Annotated in this window: 18 protein-coding genes; 10 read left to right on the plus strand and 8 right to left on the minus strand. The window is 65.1% G+C overall.

The genetic code is table 11. From position 1 onward, the window contains the following. Positions 1 to 18: 18 nt before the first annotated feature. The 4 genes from serS to ISO4_RS09445 all read right to left on the minus strand — a co-directional run bounded on the left by serS (position 19) and on the right by ISO4_RS09445 (position 5,681). Positions 19 to 1,311: a serine--tRNA ligase gene (gene serS, locus ISO4_RS09430; RefSeq protein WP_194856029.1), complete on the minus strand. Its 1,293-nt coding sequence runs from the start codon at positions 1,309 to 1,311 to the stop codon at positions 19 to 21. 108 nt (positions 1,312 to 1,419) lie between these two features. Next, on the minus strand, positions 1,420 to 2,745 hold the full coding sequence (locus ISO4_RS09435) for a replication-associated recombination protein A (RefSeq protein WP_194856030.1): 1,326 nt from the start codon (positions 2,743 to 2,745) through the stop codon (positions 1,420 to 1,422). Next, a complete protein-coding gene (gene lolA, locus ISO4_RS09440; protein ID WP_142948785.1) occupies positions 2,742 to 3,353 on the minus strand; it encodes an outer membrane lipoprotein chaperone LolA in 612 nt (203 codons plus the stop codon). Before lolA ends, ISO4_RS09435 begins: the two co-directional genes overlap by 4 nt. A gap of 12 nt (positions 3,354 to 3,365) precedes the next feature. After that, positions 3,366 to 5,681, minus strand: a complete 2,316-nt coding sequence (locus ISO4_RS09445) for a DNA translocase FtsK (RefSeq protein ID WP_142948786.1) — start codon at positions 5,679 to 5,681, stop codon at positions 3,366 to 3,368. Between the two features lie 303 nt (positions 5,682 to 5,984). Between ISO4_RS09445 and trxB the strand changes: the two genes are divergently transcribed. Together trxB and aat are read left to right on the plus strand one after the other, a co-directional pair. Beyond that, positions 5,985 to 6,932, plus strand: a complete 948-nt coding sequence (trxB, locus tag ISO4_RS09450; RefSeq protein ID WP_142948787.1) for a thioredoxin-disulfide reductase — start codon at positions 5,985 to 5,987, stop codon at positions 6,930 to 6,932. Positions 6,933 to 6,939: 7 nt separating this feature from the next. After that, a complete protein-coding gene (gene aat, locus ISO4_RS09455) occupies positions 6,940 to 7,647 on the plus strand; it encodes a leucyl/phenylalanyl-tRNA--protein transferase (RefSeq protein WP_194856031.1) in 708 nt (235 codons plus the stop codon). Positions 7,648 to 7,652: 5 nt separating this feature from the next. Here the strand turns inward: aat and ISO4_RS09460 are convergent, their stop codons facing one another. Then, positions 7,653 to 9,632, minus strand: coding sequence for an acetoacetate--CoA ligase (locus ISO4_RS09460; protein ID WP_194856032.1), 1,980 nt, complete (start codon positions 9,630 to 9,632; stop codon positions 7,653 to 7,655). A gap of 174 nt (positions 9,633 to 9,806) precedes the next feature. Here ISO4_RS09460 and ISO4_RS09465 point away from each other — a divergent pair, with 174 nt between their 5' ends. Then, positions 9,807 to 10,529 (plus strand): arginyltransferase, encoded by a 723-nt coding sequence (locus ISO4_RS09465; protein WP_142948790.1) that lies wholly within the window; start codon positions 9,807 to 9,809, stop codon positions 10,527 to 10,529. An 80-nt stretch (positions 10,530 to 10,609) separates the two neighbouring features. Beyond that, positions 10,610 to 10,828 carry a translation initiation factor IF-1 gene (gene infA, locus ISO4_RS09470; RefSeq protein WP_067606353.1) on the plus strand — a complete coding sequence of 73 codons (219 nt, stop codon included), beginning with the start codon at positions 10,610 to 10,612 and terminating at the stop codon, positions 10,826 to 10,828. A gap of 75 nt (positions 10,829 to 10,903) precedes the next feature. Here the strand turns inward: infA and clpA are convergent, their stop codons facing one another. Continuing rightward, entirely contained in the window at positions 10,904 to 13,168 is a 2,265-nt protein-coding gene (gene clpA / locus ISO4_RS09475; protein ID WP_194856033.1) for an ATP-dependent Clp protease ATP-binding subunit ClpA, read from the minus strand. A gap of 43 nt (positions 13,169 to 13,211) precedes the next feature. Then, complete coding sequence (gene clpS / locus ISO4_RS09480) at positions 13,212 to 13,580, minus strand: ATP-dependent Clp protease adapter ClpS (RefSeq protein WP_407647923.1); 369 nt, start codon at positions 13,578 to 13,580, stop codon at positions 13,212 to 13,214. Between the two features lie 227 nt (positions 13,581 to 13,807). Here clpS and ISO4_RS17245 point away from each other — a divergent pair, with 227 nt between their 5' ends. Next, complete coding sequence (locus tag ISO4_RS17245) at positions 13,808 to 14,110, plus strand: cold-shock protein (protein ID WP_142948793.1); 303 nt, start codon at positions 13,808 to 13,810, stop codon at positions 14,108 to 14,110. A gap of 29 nt (positions 14,111 to 14,139) precedes the next feature. Here the strand turns inward: ISO4_RS17245 and icd are convergent, their stop codons facing one another. Beyond that, on the minus strand, positions 14,140 to 15,402 hold the full coding sequence (gene icd, locus ISO4_RS09490; RefSeq protein WP_142948794.1) for an NADP-dependent isocitrate dehydrogenase: 1,263 nt from the start codon (positions 15,400 to 15,402) through the stop codon (positions 14,140 to 14,142). Between the two features lie 109 nt (positions 15,403 to 15,511). Here icd and ISO4_RS09495 point away from each other — a divergent pair, with 109 nt between their 5' ends. From ISO4_RS09495 to purB, 5 genes are all read left to right on the plus strand, one after another. Beyond that, a complete protein-coding gene (locus tag ISO4_RS09495; protein WP_194856035.1) occupies positions 15,512 to 16,135 on the plus strand; it encodes a pseudouridine synthase in 624 nt (207 codons plus the stop codon). 82 nt (positions 16,136 to 16,217) lie between these two features. Then, on the plus strand, positions 16,218 to 16,685 hold the full coding sequence (locus ISO4_RS09500; RefSeq protein ID WP_067607485.1) for an NUDIX hydrolase: 468 nt from the start codon (positions 16,218 to 16,220) through the stop codon (positions 16,683 to 16,685). A gap of 31 nt (positions 16,686 to 16,716) precedes the next feature. Further along, positions 16,717 to 17,817 (plus strand): tRNA 2-thiouridine(34) synthase MnmA, encoded by a 1,101-nt coding sequence (gene mnmA, locus ISO4_RS09505; protein WP_194856036.1) that lies wholly within the window; start codon positions 16,717 to 16,719, stop codon positions 17,815 to 17,817. Then, entirely contained in the window at positions 17,814 to 18,443 is a 630-nt protein-coding gene (gene hflD / locus ISO4_RS09510) for a high frequency lysogenization protein HflD (RefSeq protein WP_194856037.1), read from the plus strand. The genes mnmA and hflD overlap by 4 nt, the downstream gene beginning before the upstream one ends. 136 nt (positions 18,444 to 18,579) lie before the next feature. Next, complete coding sequence (purB, locus tag ISO4_RS09515) at positions 18,580 to 19,950, plus strand: adenylosuccinate lyase (protein WP_142948798.1); 1,371 nt, start codon at positions 18,580 to 18,582, stop codon at positions 19,948 to 19,950. Positions 19,951 to 19,974: the final 24 nt, after the last annotated feature.

The following is a 19,974-nucleotide window of genomic DNA, read 5'->3' on the forward strand; positions in this document are numbered from 1 at the left end:
CGTCCTCCCGGCGTGCCTTCAGCTCAGCCGTTCCAGGCCTCTCATGTAGGGCCGCAGAGCCTCCGGAACGGTCACGGAACCGTCCTCGTTCTGGTAGTTCTCCAGGATCGCCACCAGGGTGCGGCCCACGGCCAGACCGGAACCATTCAAGGTATGTACCAATTCCGGCTTGCCGGTCTCCGGGTTGCGCCAGCGCGCCTGCATGCGGCGGGCCTGGTAATCCCGGAAGCTGGAGCACGAGGAGATTTCCCGGTAGCGGCCCTGGCTGGGCAACCACACTTCGATATCGTAGGTCTTGGCGGCGGAGAAGCCCAGGTCGCCGCCGCACAGGATCACCACCCGATAAGGCAGGCCCAGCTTCTGGAGAATCGCCTCGGCGTGGCCGGTGAGGTCTTCCAGCGCCTGGTCGGACTGGTCGGCGGGCACCAGCTGCACCAGCTCCACTTTCTCGAACTGATGCTGGCGAATCATGCCGCGGGTGTCCTTGCCGTGGCTGCCCGCCTCGGAACGGAAACAGGGGGTGTGGCAGACATAGCGGCGCGGCATGCTGTCCGCCTCGAGAATCTCATCAGCGGCCAGATTGGTGACCGGCACCTCGGCGGTGGGGATCAGATAGAGCTCCCGCTCGCTTTCCATCTTGAACAGGTCTTCCTCGAATTTGGGCAGCTGGCCGGTGCCGCGCAGCGCCTCCGGGCCCACCAGATACGGCACGTACAGTTCCTGGTAGCCGTGCTCCACGGCGTGGGTGTCGAGCATGAAATCGATCAACGCCCGGTGCAGGCGCGCGAGCTGGCCGCTCATCACCGCGAACCGGGCGCCGGACAGCTTGCTGGCGCGCTCGAAATCCAGGTGGCCCTGGCTGAACGCCTCGCCCAGATCCACATGGTCCTTGGCGGTGAACGACAGCTCGGTGGGGGTGCCCCACTGCCGCACTTCCACGTTGTCGTCTTCGTCGTTGCCGGCGGGCACTTCGTCCACCGGCACGTTGGGCACGCCCATGAGAAACTCACGAATCTCTTCCTGGACCGCCTTGGCGCGGGCCACTTCCTGGTCCAGTTCCGCGTCCAGGGTTTTCAGGGTTTCCGCCACCTTGGCCTTGGCGGCGTCCACGTCCATGCCGGACTTGATCAGCTCGCCCACTTCCTTGGAGGCTTTCTTGCGCTGCGCCTGAAGGTCCTGGGAGCGCATGTCCGCCTCTTTGCGCCGGGCGTCGAGGCTTTCGAAGCCGGCCAGGTCCAGGTCATAGCCCCGTTTTTTCAGCGCTTCACGGATGGCGTCGCCGTCCTGGCGCAGCGCGCGGATATCAAGCATGGTCGATCCCCTTGGGAGTAAATCGTCGTTCGTCTCGCTGGCCCGTGGCCAGGGCCGCGAAGTTTAGCAAAATCCAAAGCCGCAAGCTTGTAGGGAGCGCGCCTTCCCTTAATCGTCGTAGCGCTTCCAATTACTTTCCGCGTTCTTGCGGCGCAGGGTGCGCAGCTTGTCGGCAATCCGGATTTCCAGCCCCCGCTCCACCGGCTCGTAGAGGCGGGTGTCGCGCAGCTCCACGGGAAAATAGTTCTCGCCGTCGACGAAGGCGTCGGGAAAATCGTGGGCGTAGTGGTATTCGGCGCCGTAGCCTTCGTTCTTCATCAGCTTGGTGGGCGCGTTACGCAGATGCAGCGGCACGTCGTTGCTGGGGTTGGCGGCCACCAGGGCGCGCGCCGCGTTATAGGCGTTGTAGACCGCGTTGCTCTTCGGCGCCACCGCCACATAGGCGATCGCCTGGGCCACCGCCAGCTCGCCTTCGGGGCTGCCGAGGCGCTCCTGAACGTCCCAGGCATTGAGGCACAGGGTGAGCGCGCGCGGGTCGGCGTTGCCGATCTCCTCGCTGGCCATGCGCACCACCCGCCGGGCGATGTAGAGCGGGTCGCAGCCGCCGTCGAGCATGCGCGCGAACCAGTACAGCGCGGCGTCCGGGTCGGAGCCGCGCACCGCCTTGTGCAGCGCGCTGATCTGGTCGTAGAAAACGTCGCCGCCCTTGTCGAAGCGCCGCACCGCGTCGCGCAGCACCTCTTCCATCAGCGGCCGATCGATGCGCGGTTGCTCCCCGTCGGTGAGGTCCAGGGCGATCTCCAGCATATTCAGCAGCCGGCGGGCGTCACCGTCGGCGTAGCCGAGCAGCAGGTCGCGGGCGTCGTCCTCGATCACCGTGTCCGCCAGTTCCGGCTCCGCCAGGGCGCGGTTGAGCAGGCCGTCCAGGTCGGCCCGTTCCAGGCCGCGCAACCGGTACACCCGGGCCCGGGACAGCAGCGCGTTGTTCAATTCGAAGGAGGGGTTTTCCGTGGTGGCGCCGATGAAGATCACCGTGCCCTCCTCCACGTGCGGCAGGAAGGCGTCCTGCTGGGCCTTGTTGAAACGGTGCACCTCGTCGACGAACAGCACCGTGCGCCGGCCCTGCCCCAGCCGCGCCTTGGCCTGATCGACGGCGGCGCGGATGTCCTTGACCCCGGACAGCACCGCCGACAGCGTGATGAACTCGGCGTCCACGGAGCGGGCGAGAATCAACGCCAGGGTGGTCTTGCCGGTGCCCGGCGGGCCCCACAGGATCATCGAGTGCAGCTGACCGCGCTCGCTGGCCTGGCGCAGGGGTTTGCCGGGGCCCACCAGGTGTTTCTGGCCGACGTATTCGTCCAGATCGGCGGGACGCAACCGCGCCGCCAGCGGCTGGGCGGCGGCGCGGTTGTCGGTTTCGAACAGATCGTTCATTGCTGGTTGATGATGTCGGTGCCTTCCGGCGGCTGGAAGTCGAAGCGGTCCGCGGCGGGCGCCTTGTTGAGGGTGAGATCGCGGAAATCGATCACCGTTTTCTGGCCCAGGGCGTCTTCCAGGCGCATGGATACCGGGCGCTGCCCGTCGAAGGTCACGTCCAGGGTTTCAAACAGCGGGTCGCTGCCGCGCGGCTTCAGGCGGTAGGTGATGTTGTCGCCGTTGCGGTCCTGCTCTTCAACGCGGAACGCCTTGCCCACCGCCGACGGGTCGCCGCCGAACAGCAGCGCCGGGGTCTCGCTGAGGTTTTCGTTGAGCGGCCGCACCACCACCTGCTCAAGATCGGCGTCGTAGACCCAGACGGTTTCGCCGTCGGACACCGCCAGCTGCTCGTAGGGCCGCTCGGTGTGCCAGTAAAAACGGTTGCCGCGCGCCACTTCCATGGTGCCGGAGGCTTCCTGGGCGCGGCGCCCGTCCTGGTCGAGCACGGTCTGCTCGAAGCCGCCGCGCAGGCTCTCCAGCCCCTGCAGCTTGGCGACCAGATCCTCGGCGGCGTTCGCCAGGGCCAGGGAGGGCAGCAGTGTTACCAACATTAAAAGCTTGTACATAGGGGTTCCTTGTCAGACCGGCGGCGGCGCGATCACTTCGCGCTGGCCATTGTGTCCGGCTTCGGACACCACGCCGGCCATTTCCATGGCTTCCACCAGGCGGGCCGCCCGGTTGTAGCCGATCTTGAGTTTACGTTGCACCGAAGAGATGGAGGCGCGGCGGGACTGGGTGACATAGGCCACCGCCTCGTCGTAGAGCGGGTCGTCTTCCTCGCCGCCGTCGGCGCTTTCCATACCCGGCAGGGGCGCCGACAAATCCGAGCCCCCTTCGAGAATCTCCTCGAGATAATCCGGCTCGCCGCGCTTGCGCCAGTCGTCGCAAACCCGGTGCACCTCTTCATCTGAGACAAAGGCGCCGTGCACCCGTTCCGGCATGCTGGTGCCGGCGGGCAAATAAAGCATGTCGCCGTGGCCGAGCAGCTGCTCCGCCCCGCCCTGGTCGAGCACCGTGCGCGAGTCGATCTTGGACGACACCTGGAAACCGATCCGCGACGGCACGTTGGCCTTGATCAGGCCGGTGATCACATCCACCGACGGGCGCTGGGTGGCGAGAATCAGGTGGATGCCGGCGGCCCGGGCCTTCTGGGCGATACGGGCGATCAGCTCTTCCACCTTCTTGCCGACGATCATCATCATGTCGGCGAACTCGTCGATCACGATCACGATGTACGGCAGCTTCACCGCCAGCGGCGCCTCTTCGTTCAGGTCCATGGGGTCGTTGGGCTTCCACAGCGGGTCCTTGAGCGGCTCGCCCTTCTTCTCCGCCTCGGCCAGCTTGCGGTTGTAGCCGGCGATATTACGCACGCCCACCGAGGCCATCAGCCGGTAGCGGCGCTCCATTTCACCCACGCCCCAGCGCAGCGCGCTGGCCGCCTCCTTCATGTCGGTGACCACCGGCGTGAGCAGATGGGGGATGCCGTCATAGACCGCCAGTTCCAGCATCTTGGGGTCGATCAGGATCATCCGCACGTCTTCCGGATTGGCCTTGAACATCAGCGACAGCAGCATCGCGTTCAGGCCCACGGATTTACCGGAACCGGTGGTGCCGGCCACCAGCAGGTGCGGCATCTTGCCGAGATCCGCCATCACCGGGTTGCCGGAAATGTCCTTGCCCAGCGCCAGGGTCAGCGGCGAAGCGGCATCGTCGAACATGCGCGAGCCGACCACCTCGGTGAGGCGGATCATCTCGCGCTGCTCGTTGGGAATCTCGATGCCCACCGTGGTCTTGCCGGGGATCACTTCCACCACCCGCACACTGATCACCGCCAGGGAGCGGGCCAGATCCTTGGCCAGGTTGCTGATCTTGGACACCTTGATGCCCGCCGCCGGCTGAATCTCGAAGCGGGTGATCACCGGGCCGGGCTGCACCGCCACCACTTCGGCGTCGACGTTGAAGTCCTTGAGCTTGATCTCCAGCAGCCGGGACATGGCGTCCAGCGCTTCCTCGGAGTAACCGCCCTTGCTGTGGTCGTCCACCGCGTCGAGCAGCTCCAGCGGCGGCAGGTCGCCGCTCACCTGGGCGGTGAACAGGGCGCGCTGCTTCTCTTTCTGGACGCGCTCGCTCTTTTCCACCGGCTTGGCGGGCTGGGCGATCTTGGGCGGGGTGCGGTTTTCCTGTTTTTTCTTCGCTTCGGTGACCACCTGGGCGCGCTTGTGGCGCGCCTCGCGGGCGGCCTGGCGCTCGGCGCGCTGCTCGCGGCGCTGGGCGAACCAGGCCGGCACTTTCTGGCCGATGCCCAGCACCAGCGCGCCCAGGCGTTCGGCGAGGACGATCCAGGACAGGTCGGTGAACACGGTGACGCCGATCAGGAACAGCGCCACCATCACCAGGGTGCCGCCCAGGGCGTTGAACGCCGCCAGCGACGCCTGCCCGACCACCTGGCCGAGAATGCCGCCGGCGTCCTCGGGCAGCGACAGGCCGGCGCCGGAGAAATGCATGTAGGCCAGCGCGGTGCCGCTCATCATGGTCAGCACGAAGCCCACCAGCCGCAGGCTGAACAGCGGCCAGCTGCCGGCCAGCCCGGCGTGGCGCTCGCGCAGCACCTTGAAGGCCCAGAACGCCACCAGCACCGGGAATACGTAGGCCATGTAGCCGAACAGGCCGAGCAGCAGATCGGCGCAGAAGGCGCCGGCGCGTCCGCCGGCGTTGCTCACCTGGCCGGCGTCGCCCACGTAGGACCAGCCCGGATCACCGCTGTCGTAGGTGATCAGAGCCAGCAGCAGATACAGCGACAGGGCGATCAGGGCGATCACCATGCCTTCCATCAGGCCTTTCTTGAGATGGCGGGAAAACCCGGACGGTTTCGCGCCGGCGGCTGCCTTGGTCACTCGAGGCCTCTTACGTTGGTCAAACCCATTTCTTAGGAATCCTTCCTAAAGAGCTGAAATTACAAGGATTGTAGTCAATCCGGGCGCCATGAACCAGCGGCGGCGCCACGCTTCGCGCGGCCCGCGGTCCGGCCTTGGCGTTCCCTATCGAAGTCATAGAGTGTACGCCCTTCACGGCCGATAGGATTTATTGTAGTTTGCTTGCGCCTTGAAAGGTGGCGTGCATGCCACAACTATTGCCCAATCAGCCGGACGGGTCACGCGGCCCGCGGCAACAATTCTGAATTCGTGGTGGAGGAATCAATGAGCGACGCGCAGCACCATCGACTGATCATCCTGGGTTCCGGCCCGGCGGGCTACACCGCGGCGGTGTACGCCGCCCGCGCCAACCTGAAACCCGTGGTGATCACCGGCATCGAGCCTGGCGGCCAGCTCACCACCACCACCGAGGTGGATAACTGGCCCGGTGACGTGGAGGGTCTCCAGGGTCCGGACCTGATGGTGCGCATGCAGCAGCACGCCGAGCGGTTCGAGACCGAGATTGTCTACGACCACATCCACACCGTAAACATCAAGGACCGCCCCTTCGTGCTGGAAGGCGACTCCGGCACCTACACCTGTGACGCGCTTATCATCGCCACCGGTGCCTCCGCCATGTATCTGGGCCTGGAGTCCGAGCAGGCGTTCATGGGCAAGGGCGTGTCCGCCTGCGCCACCTGCGACGGCTTTTTCTATCGCGGCCAGAAAGTGGCGGTGATCGGCGGCGGCAACACCGCCGTGGAAGAAGCGCTGTATCTGTCCAACATCGCCGAGGAAGTGGTGCTGGTGCACCGCCGCGACAAGCTGCGCGCCGAGAAGATTTTGCAGGACAAGCTGCTCGCCAAGGACAACATCAAGGTGATGTGGGACCACACCCTGGACGAAGTGCTGGGCGACGACTCCGGCGTCACCGGCATGCGGGTCAAGTCCACCAAGGACGACACCACCGAGAACGTGGAGCTGCAGGGCGTGTTCATCGCCATCGGCCATAAACCCAACACGGACATCTTCCAGGGCCAGCTGGACATGAACAACGGCTACATCAAGATCAAGAGCGGCCTGGAAGGCAACGCCACCGCCACCAGCGTGCCCGGTGTGTTCGCCGCCGGCGACGTGGCAGACCACGTCTACCGTCAGGCGGTCACCTCCGCGGGCGCCGGCTGTATGTCGGCCCTGGACGCGGAGAAGTACCTGGAAAGCCTGGAAGAGTGACCGGAGAGTGATTCCCTGGCTGCCGCCGGGAAGTGACTTCCCGCCGCTCGAGGAGGCCCTGGACGACCCCAACGGCCTGCTCGCCGCCGGCAATGATCTGGCGCCGGACACGCTGATCAGCGCGTACACCAGGGGTATCTTCCCCTGGTACGACCCCAGCCAGCCGGTCCTGTGGTGGACCCCCAATCCCCGGTGCGTTTTTCGCCCCGGGGATTTTCATATCAGCCGCCGGCTCGGCCGCCACCTTCGCAATGCCGACCTGACCTTCTACCTGGACCGTGATTTCGAGCGGGTGATCGACGTCTGCGCGGCGCCCCGCGATGACGACGGCGGCACCTGGATCACACCGGAAATGCGCGCCGCCTACCTGCGGCTGCACGCACTCGGCCACGCCCACTGCGTCACCGTGTTCGAGGACGGCGAGCTGGCCGGCGGGCTGTACGGCGTGCAGCTGGGCGGCGTGCTGTTCGGCGAATCCATGTTCTCGACCCGCACCAACGGCTCGAAAAGCGTGCTGGCGCTGCTGTGGCGGCTGGCGCCACGGCTCGGCATCCGCCTGCTGGACGCCCAGGTGGAGAGCGATCATCTGATGCGCCTGGGCGCCTTCCTGATGCCGCGGGTGGATTTCCAGCGGCAACTGGACGCCCTGATCACCGACACCACGCCCCTGCCCTGGCCGAAGGCGCCGATCCGCTGGAACGACGCCACGCCCTGAACCGGTTACCCGGCGGTGCCGCGCTGCTCCGCGTAATCCTGGTAGGTCCGGATACTCTCCGGGTTGGCCATGGCGTCCGGGTTGGCGACCTTCTCCAGGCTCTGACCGAGCAGCAGCTTCTTGATCGGCAGCTCCATTTTCTTGCCGGTCAGGGTGCGCGGCACGTCCGGCACGGCGACGATGTCGTTGGGCACATGGCGGGCGGAGAGGTTGTCGCGAATGCCGGCCTTGATCCGCCCTTTCAGGTCCTCGTCCAGGGACACGCCCTCACGCAGCACCACGAACAGCGGCATGAACGACTCCCGCCCCAGGTATTCCAGGTCCACCACCAGGCTGTCGAGCACCTCCGGCAGTTCCTCCACCACGCGGTAGATCTCGCTGGTGCCCATGCGAATGCCGTGGCGGTTGATGGTGGTGTCGGAACGGCCGTAGATCACCGCCCCGCCGCGTGGCGTGATGCGGATCCAGTCGCCGTGGCGCCAGATGCCGGGGAACACGTCGAAGTAGCTGTCGTGGTAGCGGTGGCCGCCCTCGTCGTTCCAGAAATACAGCGGCATGGAGGGCATCGGTTTGGTGACCACCAGCTCGCCCACTTCGTCGTCGAGAATGCGGCCGTCGTCGTCCATGGCGTAAACCGCCGTGCCCAGATAGCGGCACTGCATTTCACCGGCGTACACCGGCTGGATCGGACAGGCGCCCACGTAGGAGGCGGCCACATCGGTGCCGCCGCTGATGGCGGCGATCAGCACGTCACCCAGCTGATCCATGATCCAGCGGTAGCCCTCCTCCGGCAGCGGTGACCCGGTGGAACCCACGGTGCGGATGCGTCCGGTGTCCACCCATTGCGACGGCTCGATCTCCGCCTTCTTGCAGTTCAGGAAGTAGGCGGCGCCGGCGCCGAACACGGTGATGCCGGTCTCCTCGGCGAAACGCCACAGGGTGCCGAGATCCGGATAGCCCGGGTTGCCGTCGTACAGACAGATGGTGGCGCCGGTGAGCAGCCCGGACATCTGCGAATTCCACATGATCCAGCCGGTGGTGGTGAACCACATGAAGCGGTCATCCGGGCCCAGGTCCAGATGCAGGGCGTGATTGAGCAGCCCGTTGATCAGCGCGCCGCCGTGGCCGTGCACGATCGGCTTGGGCATGCCGGTGGTGCCGGAGGAATAGACCACCCAGATCGGGTGATCGAACGGCAGCTGCTCGAACGCCATGGGCGCGTCGCGCTGGATCATCGAGGCCCAGGAACGGGCACCCGGCAATGCCGCGCCGTTATCCAGGTACGGCAGCAGCACCAGATGCTCCAGGGTGGGCAGGTCGTCGCGCAGGCCGGCGACCACATCCAGGCGGTCGAAATCCTTGCCGCCGTAGCGGTAGCCGTCCACCGCGATCATCACCTTCGGATCGATTTGCTGAAAGCGGTCGAGCACGCTGCGGGTGCCCATGTCCGGCGAACAGCTGGACCAGACCGCGCCGATGCTGGCGCAGGCCAGGAACGCCACCACCGTTTCCGGAATATTGGGCAGGTAGGCCACCACCCGGTCGCCGGGGCCCACGCCCAGGCCGCGCAGGCTGGCGGCGGTGGCGGCGATCTGCCGGTGCAGCTCGCCCCAGGTGAGGGTCTGGCGGCCGCGCAGCTCGGAACGGGATTCAATGGCCGGGCGCCCCGGGTCGCCGATATGAAAGCGGAACACCTGCTCGGCGAGATTCAGGCGGGCACCCTCGAACCATTTGGCGCCGGGCATGGCGTGGCCGTCCAGCACCCGGGTATAGGGCTGCGAATGGCGAATATCGAAGTATTCCCAGAGCGACGCGTAGAAGCTCTCCAACTGGTCCACCGACCAGTCCCAGAGTTGCGGGTAATCGCTGAAGCTCAGCCCTTTCTCGGCCTTCAGCCAGTCCATGTAGTGGGTCAGGCGGCTGTTGGCCACGCGGTCGGCGTCCGGCGTCCAGAGCGGCGCCGGCGGGTTGTTGTTGCTGTTCATGGGCTCTCCCGTGCCGGTGCCCGGCGGAGGCCAACACAGCCCCCAAACCGCCACCGACGTTGTTTTGATTGTCATTATGTGGATACAAACCGGCTACAGACTAGCCAAGGCGCGGCCGCGAGGAAAGCGCCGAAGCGGTATTCCCGGAGGCCGCCGCTGGGCTAGAATGACGCCATGAGCGATTTGTCCGAACTGCGTTTTTTCCGCACCCCCGCCCACCCCTGTAGTTACCTGGAGGGCCGGCAGGCGGCCACGCTTTTCGTCGATCCGCAGACGCCCCTGGATGCCAGGCTCTACAGCGAATTGTCGCGCCTCGGATTCCGCCGCAGCGGCGACTATCTCTACCGGCCCCACTGCGAGGGCTGCCAGGCCTGCATTCCGGCCCGGGTACGGGTGGCGGATTTCCGGCCCCGCCGCCGCCACCGCCGGCTGATCAAGCGCAACAGCGACCTTACCGTCAGCGAGGAACCGGCGCGCTACACCCGGGAAATCTACCGCCTCTACGCCCGCTATATCGACCAGCGCCACGGTGACGGCGACATGTTTCCGCCCTCCGAGGAGCAGTTCACCGGCTTTCTCACCTGCGACTGGGCCGACACCCGCTTCCACTGTTTCCGTGACGCGGACGACACGCTGCTGGCGGTGGCGGTCACCGACCACCTGGACGACGGTCTGTCGGCGGTCTACACCTTTTTCGATCCGGACCAGGAAGCCCGCGGCCTGGGTGTCAACGCCCTGCTCTGGCAGATTCAGGCCAGCCACCGTCTGGGGCTGCCCTATCTCTATCTGGGCTACTGGATCCGCCAGTGCCAGAAGATGAGCTACAAGAGCCAGTACCAGCCGCTGGAGCTGCTGCGTGACGGACGCTGGCGGCTGCACACCTCGGACGGTGGATAACCGTCAATAGCCTTTGCACGATAAGTCCATTTACGGCACAATTGCGCTCCCTCTGAAGCCGAAGATCGGAATTTTACTGGATGGCGAAAGAAGAGCAGATTGAATTGGAAGGGGTGGTTCTGGAAACCCTTCCGAACACCATGTTCCGCGTGAAGCTGGACAATGACCACATTATCACCGCCCATATTTCCGGGAAGATGCGCAAATTCTATATCCGCATCCTGACCGGTGACCGGGTCAAGGTGGAGATGTCGCCCTATGACCTGAGCAAGGGCCGCATCACGTTCCGGATGAAATAATCCGCCGCCGGCGCCAGCGACGCGCCCGCAAAAAAAACCCGGCCGAAGCCGGGTTTTTTACGTTCAGGGGCGACCTCAGCAGGTCGCCTCCGCTTCGGACGCATCCACCGTCAGCACCAGTCCATCGTCGCCGGCGGTAATGCGTACCTGGCCGCCGCGGTCCGCCAATTCGCCGAACAGCAGCTTCTCCGCCAGGGGCTTCTTGATCTGCTCCTGGATCAAGCGGGCCATGGGCCGGGCGCCCATGTCCTTGTCGTAGCCCTTGTCCGCGAGCCAGCGGCGCGCGCCGTCGTCCACGTCCAGCACCACCGCTTTCTCGTCCAGCTGCGCCTGCAGCTCCACCAGGAACTTGTCGACCACGCCCAGGATCACTTCCGGGGTGAGCGCGCTGAACTGGATGATGCCGTCCAGGCGGTTGCGGAACTCCGGCGAGAACACCTTCTTGAGCATTTCCATGCCGTCCGTGGACTGGTCCTGCTCGGTGAAGCCGATGGTGCGCTTATTGAGCACTTCGGCGCCGGCGTTGGTGGTCATGATCACGATCACGTTGCGGAAGTCCGCCTTGCGGCCGTTGTTATCGGTCAGGCTGGCGTTGTCCATCACCTGCAGCAGGATGTTGAACACCTCCGGGTGCGCCTTCTCGATTTCATCCAGCAGCAGCACGCAGTGTGGCGTCTTGGTGACCGCCTCGGTGAGCAGACCGCCCTGGTCGAAGCCGACGTAGCCCGGGGGCGCGCCGATCAACCGGCTGACGGTGTGCCGCTCCATGTACTCGGACATGTCGAAGCGCACCAGCTCCACGCCCAGGGCGCGGGCCAGCTGACGGCTGACCTCGGTTTTGCCCACCCCGGTGGGGCCGGCGAACATAAAGGAGCCGATCGGCTTGTGGTCGGCCTTGAGACCGGCACGGGACAGTTTGATCGCCGCCGAAATGGTGTCGATGGCGTCTTCCTGACCGAACACGGTCATCTTCAGATCCCGCTCCAGGTTCTGCAGCACTTCCTTATCGGAAGAGGACACCTGCTTGGGCGGAATCCGCGCGATTTTCGCCACGATGGCTTCCACGTCCGCCTGATCGATGGTTTCCTTGCGCTCGCCTTCCGGGCGCAAACGCTGCCAGGCACCGACCTCGTCGATCACGTCGATGGCCTTGTCCGGCAGGAAGCGGTCGTTGATGTAACGCGCGCTCAGCTCCGCCGCCGTCTTCAGGGCCGCGTCGGTGTAGACCACGTTGTGGTGCGCCTCGAAACGGCTCTTGAGCCCTTTAAGGATGCCCACGGTGTCTTCCACCGAGGGTTCCACCACGTCGATCTTCTGGAAGCGGCGGGACAGCGCCCGGTCCTTCTCGAAGATGGTGCGGTACTCGGTGAAGGTGGTGGAGCCCATGCACTTGAGCTCGCCGGAAGCCAGCATCGGCTTGAGCAGGTTGGAAGCGTCCATGACGCCGCCGGACGCCGCGCCGGCACCGATGATGGTGTGGATCTCATCGATGAACAGAATGGCGTTGTCCTGCTTGCGCAGTTCCGAGAGCAGATTCTTCAAGCGCTTCTCGAAATCACCCCGGTACTTGGTGCCCGCCAGCAGCGCGCCCAGGTCCAGGGAGTAGACGGTGGCGTCGAGCAGCGGCTCGGGCACCTTCTCTTCCACGATCATCCGCGCCAGACCCTCGGCGATGGCGGTCTTACCAACGCCGGGCTCGCCCACCAGCAAGGGGTTGTTCTTGCGGCGCCGGCAAAGAATCTGCGCGGCCCGCTCAATCTCGAACGCGCGGCCCACCAGCGGGTCGATACGGTCCGCGCGGGCCAGCTCGTTGAGGTTGCTGGCGTAGGATTCCAGCGCGCTGGCCGGAGCGCCTTCGGCGCCGCCGTCCATTTCCTCGCGCTGTTCCGCGGCCGGGTCACTGTCTTCCACCTGGGAAATGCCGTGGGCGATGAAATTGACCACGTCCAGACGGTGCACGTCCTGGCTGTTGAGCAGGTAAACCGCCTGGCTCTCCTGTTCGTTGAAGATCGCCACCAGCACGTTGGCGCCGGTGACTTCCTTATTACCCGAGGACTGCACGCTGAACACGGCGCGCTGCAGCACGCGCTGGAACCCCAGCGTCGGCTGCGTATCGCGTTCACCGTCTTCCGGCAGTAACGGGGTGGAGTCATCGATGAACTGAGTCAGGGCCTCGCGCAGCTCTTCCATATCGGCGCCGCAGGCGCGCAACACTTCCACCGCCGCCTCGTTATCGAGCAGCGCCAGCAACAGGTGTTCCACGGTCATGAATTCATGCCGGTGGCTGCGTGCGTGGTGGAAAGCCTCGTTGAGAGTCAGTTCCAGTTCTTTGCTGAGCATAGGCTACCTCACTGCTTGTTGCCCGCTCCGTTGCCGGAGACTATCAGGCCTTTTCGACCTGGCACATCAGCGGATGCTGATTTTCACGGGCGTAGTCGACCACTTGCGCGGCCTTGGTTTCGGCGATGTCCTGGGGAAACACCCCGCACACCGCCTTCCCCCGGGTATGCACCGTCAGCATAACCCGGGTGGCTTGCTCGCGGTCCATGCGAAAGAAGGCTTCCAGCACCTCGACGACGAAATCCATGGGGGTGTAGTCGTCGTTCAACATCAATACTTTGTACATCGGCGGGCGCTTGAGTCGAGGCTTGGCTTCCTCAACGGTGGCCTCGCCATGACGATCGGGCTCATCCGGCTTGCCAGGGTCCGACGCCGGGCCCCAGATGTGGCCGGTAGAGCGCCTGTCGCTCATGTGAACAAATATCGGGTGTTGCTGCCTCTTCATAACCATCTCTAACGGTTGTATACCCACCGGCGTCAGCGGGCAATGAACAAATGAGGGGTGTCCGGGTATTTTTCAATCCCCACCGGGGGTTGACACCCTCGCGGCCTTAGGGAACAGTTGATCAAAAACCAGCCTATTCTATCGCAGCCGCGATAAATAAGAACAATCACAGCCAGCGGCCAGAGGGAAGGACCATGGCAACGGGAACAGTGAAATGGTTTAACAACGCCAAGGGCTACGGCTTCGTGCGGCCCGATGAAGGCGGTGACGACCTTTTCGTGCATTACTCCTACATTCAGGAGGAAGGGTACAAAACCCTGTACGCGGGCCAGAACGTGGAGTACGAGCTGCGCGAGGCCAGCAAAGGCTACCACGCGGTCAATCTTAAACCGGGTGAGGTCAAAAACGGGCAAGACGGCAAGGACGGAGAGTCCCCGACTTCCCGCCGCCAGAAACCACGACGACGGGACCGGGAAAACAGCGCCGTCTCCGGCTGACGCCGAGACCGCGCGAAGGCCGGGGCCGATCAGACCCCCATGTGCTCGATCACGGCGTCGCCGAACTGAGAACACTTGAGCAGGGTCGCGTCGGGCATCAAACGCTCGAAGTCGTAGGTCACGGTCTTCGCGGCGATCGCGCCTTCCATGCCGGTGATCACCAGATCGGCGGCATCGTTCCAGCCCATGTGACGCAGCATCATCTCCGCGGAGAGAATCAGCGAGCCCGGGTTCACCTTGTCCTGGCCGGCGTACTTCGGCGCGGTGCCGTGGGTGGCCTCGAACAGGGCCACCGAGCCGCCGATGTTGGCGCCCGGCGCGATGCCGATGCCGCCCACTTCCGCCGCCAGGGCGTCGGAAATGTAGTCGCCGTTCAGGTTCAGAGTGGCGATCACGCTGTAATCCGCGGGACGCATCAGAATCTGCTGCAGGAAGGCGTCGGCGATCACGTCCTTGATGACGATGTCCTTGCCGGTACGCGGGTTCTTCATCACGTGCCAGGGGCCGCCGTCCAGGGGCTCGGCGCCGTAGCGCTCCACCGCCAGCTCATAACCCCAGTTCTTAAACGAACCCTCGGTGTACTTCATGATGTTGCCTTTGTGCACCAGGGTGACCGAATCCTTGTCATTGTCGATGGCGAACTGGATCGCCTTGCGCACCAGGCGCTGGCTGCCCTCGCGGGAAACCGGCTTGATGCCGATGCCGCAGCCTTCCGGGAAGCGGATCTGGGTGACACCCATCTCCTCGCGCAGGAAGCGGATCAGCTTGGTGGCTTCGGGGCTGTCGGCCGCCCACTCGATGCCGGCGTAAATGTCCTCGGAGTTCTCGCGGAAGATCACCATGTCGGTGAGCTCCGGGTGACGTACCGGGCTGGGCACGCCCTCGAACCAGCGCACCGGACGCATGCAGGTGTACAGGTCCAGCTCCTGGCGCAGGGCCACGTTCAACGACCGGATGCCGCCGCTCACCGGGGTGGTCAGCGGGCCCTTGATGCCCACGGTGTATTCCCGCAGGGCCTCCAGGGTTTCTTCCGGCATCCAGGTGTCCGGGCCGTAAACCTTGGTGGCTTTTTCACCGGCGTAGACTTCCATCCAGGTGATGCCACGTTTGGTGCCGTAGGCTTTTTCTACAGCGGCGGTAACCACTTTCATCATCACCGGCGTGATATCGACGCCGATGCCGTCCCCTTCAATGTACGGAATAACCGGGTGGTTGGGGACATTCAGGGATAGGTCCGCATTAACGGTGATTTTGTCACCGTCCGCCGGAACCGTGATCTTTTGGTATCCCATCTACACTACTCCCTCTGAAAAAAACCGTCGGATTCGGTTGCCTGGCGAGTATAGCACTCAGCCGTTATTCTTGCTTGGCCTTGACGGGCCTACTAAGGCGTTTTTTGACATGGCCAGACTGATTTTGTTTAACAAACCCTTTCAGGTGCTCTCCCAGTTCACCGATCCAAGGGGACGGCGCACGCTGAAGGATTTCATTCCGGTGCCGGGGGTCTACCCCGCCGGCCGGCTGGACTGGGACTCTGAGGGCCTGCTGTTACTGACCGATGACGGCGCCCTGCAGGCGCACATCGCCAGCCCCCGCTTCCACCAGGCCAAGACCTACCTGGTGCAGGTGGAGGGGGAGCCGTCGGAAGACGCCCTCCAGCGCCTGCGTCAGGGCATCACCCTGAAGGACGGTCCCTGCCGTCCGGCACCGGTGGAAGCGGTGCCGCCGCCGGCCCTGTGGCCACGGCACCCGCCGGTGCGCACGCGGCTCACGGTAGCCGACCAGTGGCTGGAACTCACCCTAGACGAAGGTCGCAACCGCCAGGTCCGGCGCATGACCGCCGCCATCGGCCACCCCACCCTGCGGCTGGTACGCTGGCGCATCGGTGACTGGGACCTGAGCGGCCTGGCCCCCGGCGAATGGCGTGAACTGCAAATCCACGCCCCCAAAAAGCCACCCCGCCCGGCCGCGCGCAAAGGCCGGCGCCGGGCTCCGGCCCGGGGTACGCGCGGGCCTCGTGGCTGAGGCACCGCCCGCGGCTGTCGCGGCGCGCCCGGGTGCGCTACCATCGGCGCCCGCAGCAAACCACAGACGGATCAGGAACCGGATGAACAGCTTCCAAGCGCATATTACAGTCGCCACCGTGGTGGAACATGAAGGCCGCCTGTTGTTCGTGCGCGAAACCCAGAACGGCGAAGCGGTGATCAACCAGCCCGCCGGCCACGCCGAATTCGGCGAGGACCTGATGCAGGCCGCCTACCGGGAAACCCTGGAGGAAACCGCCTGGCGGGTGGAGATCACCGGCCTGCTCGGCTGGTACATTTTTCAGCCTTATAAAGGCGCCGGGGTATACTACCGCACCTGTTTCATCGCCGAGCCCCGGGGGCACGACCCGCACCAGAAACTGGACACCGGCATTCTGGAAGCGCTCTGGCTGACCCCCGAAGAGCTGGCGCAGCGCCGCGCCGAGCACCGCAGCCCGCTGGTGGCGCGCTGCGTGGAAGACTATCAAAGCGGCCGGCGCCTGCCGCTGGACGCCATTTACCAGCACCCCTGGCCGCTGCAGCGCGGTTGATTCGCGTCAAAGCGCCCATATAGAGAGCCCCATGAACACACAAGCGCCCGAAAGCACCCGCGTCATTGTCGGCATGTCCGGCGGTGTCGATTCCTCCGTGGCCGCCGCCCGCCTGCTGGACGCCGGCTACCAGGTGGAAGGCCTGTTCATGAAGAACTGGGACGAGGACGACGGCACCGAGTACTGCACCGCCCGGGACGACCTGCTCGACGCCATGCAGGTGGCCGGCGTACTGGGTATCGAGCTGCACACCGCCAATTTCGCCACCGAATATTGGGACCGGGTGTTCGAGCACTTTCTGGCCGAATACCGCGCCGGGCGCACCCCCAACCCGGACATCCTCTGTAATAAGGAGATCAAGTTCCGCGCCTTTCTGGATCACGCCCTGACCCTGGGCGCGGACTACATCGCCACCGGCCACTATGCCCAAGTGGATCACAGCGGTGAGCACGCCCGGCTGCTGCGCGCGGTGGACGACAACAAGGACCAGACCTATTTCCTGCACGCCGTCGGCGGCGACAAGTTCGCCCGCACCCTGTTTCCGCTCGGCGACCTGGAGAAACCGGAGGTACGCCGTCTGGCCGGCGAGCGCGGCTTCGCCAACCATAAAAAGAAAGACTCCACCGGCATCTGCTTTATCGGCGAGCGGCGCTTCAAGGATTTCCTGGAAACCTACCTGCCCGCCCAGCCCGGCGACATCGAGGACGACGCCGGCCACCGTATCGGTCGCCACGACGGGCTGATGTACTACACCCTGGGCCAGCGCCAGGGCCTCGGCATCGGCGGCCTGGCCGACGCCGGCGACGCGCCCTGGTACGTGGCCGGCAAGGACCTGGACCGCAACGTGCTGATCGCCGTGCAGGGCCAGGACCACCCGCTGCTCTACCGCGACGAGCTGACCAGCGGGCCGGTGGACTGGATCGCCGGCGCGCCGCCGGCGCTGCCCGCCCGGCTCACCGCCAAGACCCGCTACCGGCAGCCGGACCAGGCCTGCCGGGTGGAAGACGCCGGCGCGGGCCGCGTGCGGGTGGTGTTCGACCAGCCCCAGCGGGCCGTCACGCCGGGCCAGTCCGTGGTGTTCTACGACGCCGACGCCTGTCTGGGCGGCGCCGTCATCGAGGAGACGCGATGAATTCGCAGCAGCAACAAGCCCTGGCTCTGGCCGCGGTGTTCGAGGCCGCCACCCTGGCCGACCAGATCGCCACCAGCGGCGACTGCGACCACGCCGCCATGGAGGCCCTGCTCGACGGGGTGATGACCATGGAGGCCACCGACTTCGACACCATCTACCCGCGCCCCGCCCTGTTCCGAAACGGCCTGCGCCTGCTGCGCCAGAGCCTCAACCGGGAGCAGACCCGCCAGGCGGCGCGGCCGCTCAGCTACTCGCTGGCGTTGCTGCATTTGTCCTCCAAGCTGCGCAAGAACAGCGACGTGATCAGTATCCTGCGCCACCGGCTGATCGCCCTGGAGGGCCAGCGCCAGCATTTCCAGGGCGGCACCACCAATGTCACTTTTTGTCATCGCCTGGCGGGCATCTACCTGGATACCCTGGGCACCTTCCGGTTTCGCATCCGCGTGCAGGGCGAGCCGGCGCGCCTTCAGGACGAGGACAACGCCGCCCGTATTCGCGCCCTGTTCCTGGCCGGCGTGCGGGCCGCCTTTCTGTGGCACCAGCTGGGCGGACGCCGATGGCGCTTGCTGTTCCAGCGCAAGCAGCAACTGGAAATCCTGGAAAGCATAAAATTCAGTAAGTTATAGCTATAACCTGATAATCGACTTTAACTAAAATCCGCGCCTTTCCCGGGCGCCTTCCCGGCGCGCGCCGGCGCTACGCGAGCGGCGCCATTTTGCTGTATGATTGCGCCGCTATCGGATTCCCTTCAGGAGTTGCCCCATGTCCAGCTTTACTTCCCTTACCGCCATTTCCCCGGTGGACGGCCGCTACGCCGGCAAGTGTGAATCCCTCCGCGCGATCACCAGCGAATACGGCCTGATTCGCTATCGGGTCCATGTGGAAGTGAGCTGGCTGGAACAACTGGCCCATGACAAGGCGATCCCGGAAGTGCCGCTGATGAGCGGCAAGGCCGCCTGGCACCTGCGCGGCGTGACCCGCGACTTCGAAGAGAAGGACGCCGAGCGGATCAAGGAAATCGAAGCCACCACCAACCACGACGTCAAGGCGGTGGAATACTTCATCAAGGAGCGCATGGCCGAGCACGAAGAGCTGGACGCCATGAGCGAATTCGTGCACTTCGCCTGCACCAGCGAGGACATCAACAACCTGTCCTACGCGCTGATGATGCGCGAAGCCCGCGAGCAGCTGCTGCCCACACTGGACCAGGTGATCGGCGGCATCCGCAAGCTGGCCCACGGCCTGGCCGACACCCCCATGCTGTCGCGCACCCACGGCCAGTCCGCCTCGCCCACCACCGTGGGCAAGGAAATGGCCAACGTGGTGGCGCGCCTGAAACGCCAGCGCGACCAGTTCGCGGCGGTGGAGATCCTCGGCAAGATCAACGGCGCGGTGGGCAACTACAACGCCCACCTGGCCGCCTACCCGGAGGTGGACTGGCCGGCGTTCGCCCGCCGCTTCGTGGAAGGCCTGGGGCTGAGCTTCAACCCCTTCACCACCCAGATCGAGCCGCACGACTGGATCGCCGAATACTTCCACGCCCTGATGCGTTTCAACACCATCCTGCTGGATTTCGACCGGGACCTGTGGGGCTACATCTCCCTGGGCTATTTCAAGCAGCGCGCCGTGGAGGGCGAAGTGGGCTCCTCCACCATGCCGCACAAGGTCAATCCCATCGACTTCGAGAACTCCGAGGGTAACTTGGGCATCGCCAACGCGATCATGGACCACCTGGCCGGCAAGCTGCCGATCTCCCGCTGGCAGCGTGACCTCACCGATTCCACCGTGCTGCGCAACATGGGCGTGGGCCTGGCGCACAGCCTGATCGCCTACGAAGCCGCCCTGAAAGGCATCGGCAAGCTGGAAATCAACGCCGAACGGCTCGACCACGACCTGGACGCCGCCTGGGAAGTCCTGGCCGAGCCGATCCAGACCGTAATGCGCCGCTACGGCATCGAAAAACCCTATGAAAAACTCAAGGCGCTGACCCGCGGCAAGGCGATCACCCAGGAGGCGCTCGCCGCCTTCATCGACGACCTGGCGATCCCCGAGGACGCCAAGGAGCGCCTCAAGGCGCTGACCCCGGCCACCTACGTGGGCAACGCCGGCCAGCAGGCGCGCGGCGTCCAGTAGGCGCCAGCGCGCCGCCGCCGGATA

It is taken from the genome of Alloalcanivorax venustensis ISO4, from assembly GCF_015356855.1.
GTDB lineage: Bacteria > Pseudomonadota > Gammaproteobacteria > Pseudomonadales > Alcanivoracaceae > Alloalcanivorax > Alloalcanivorax venustensis.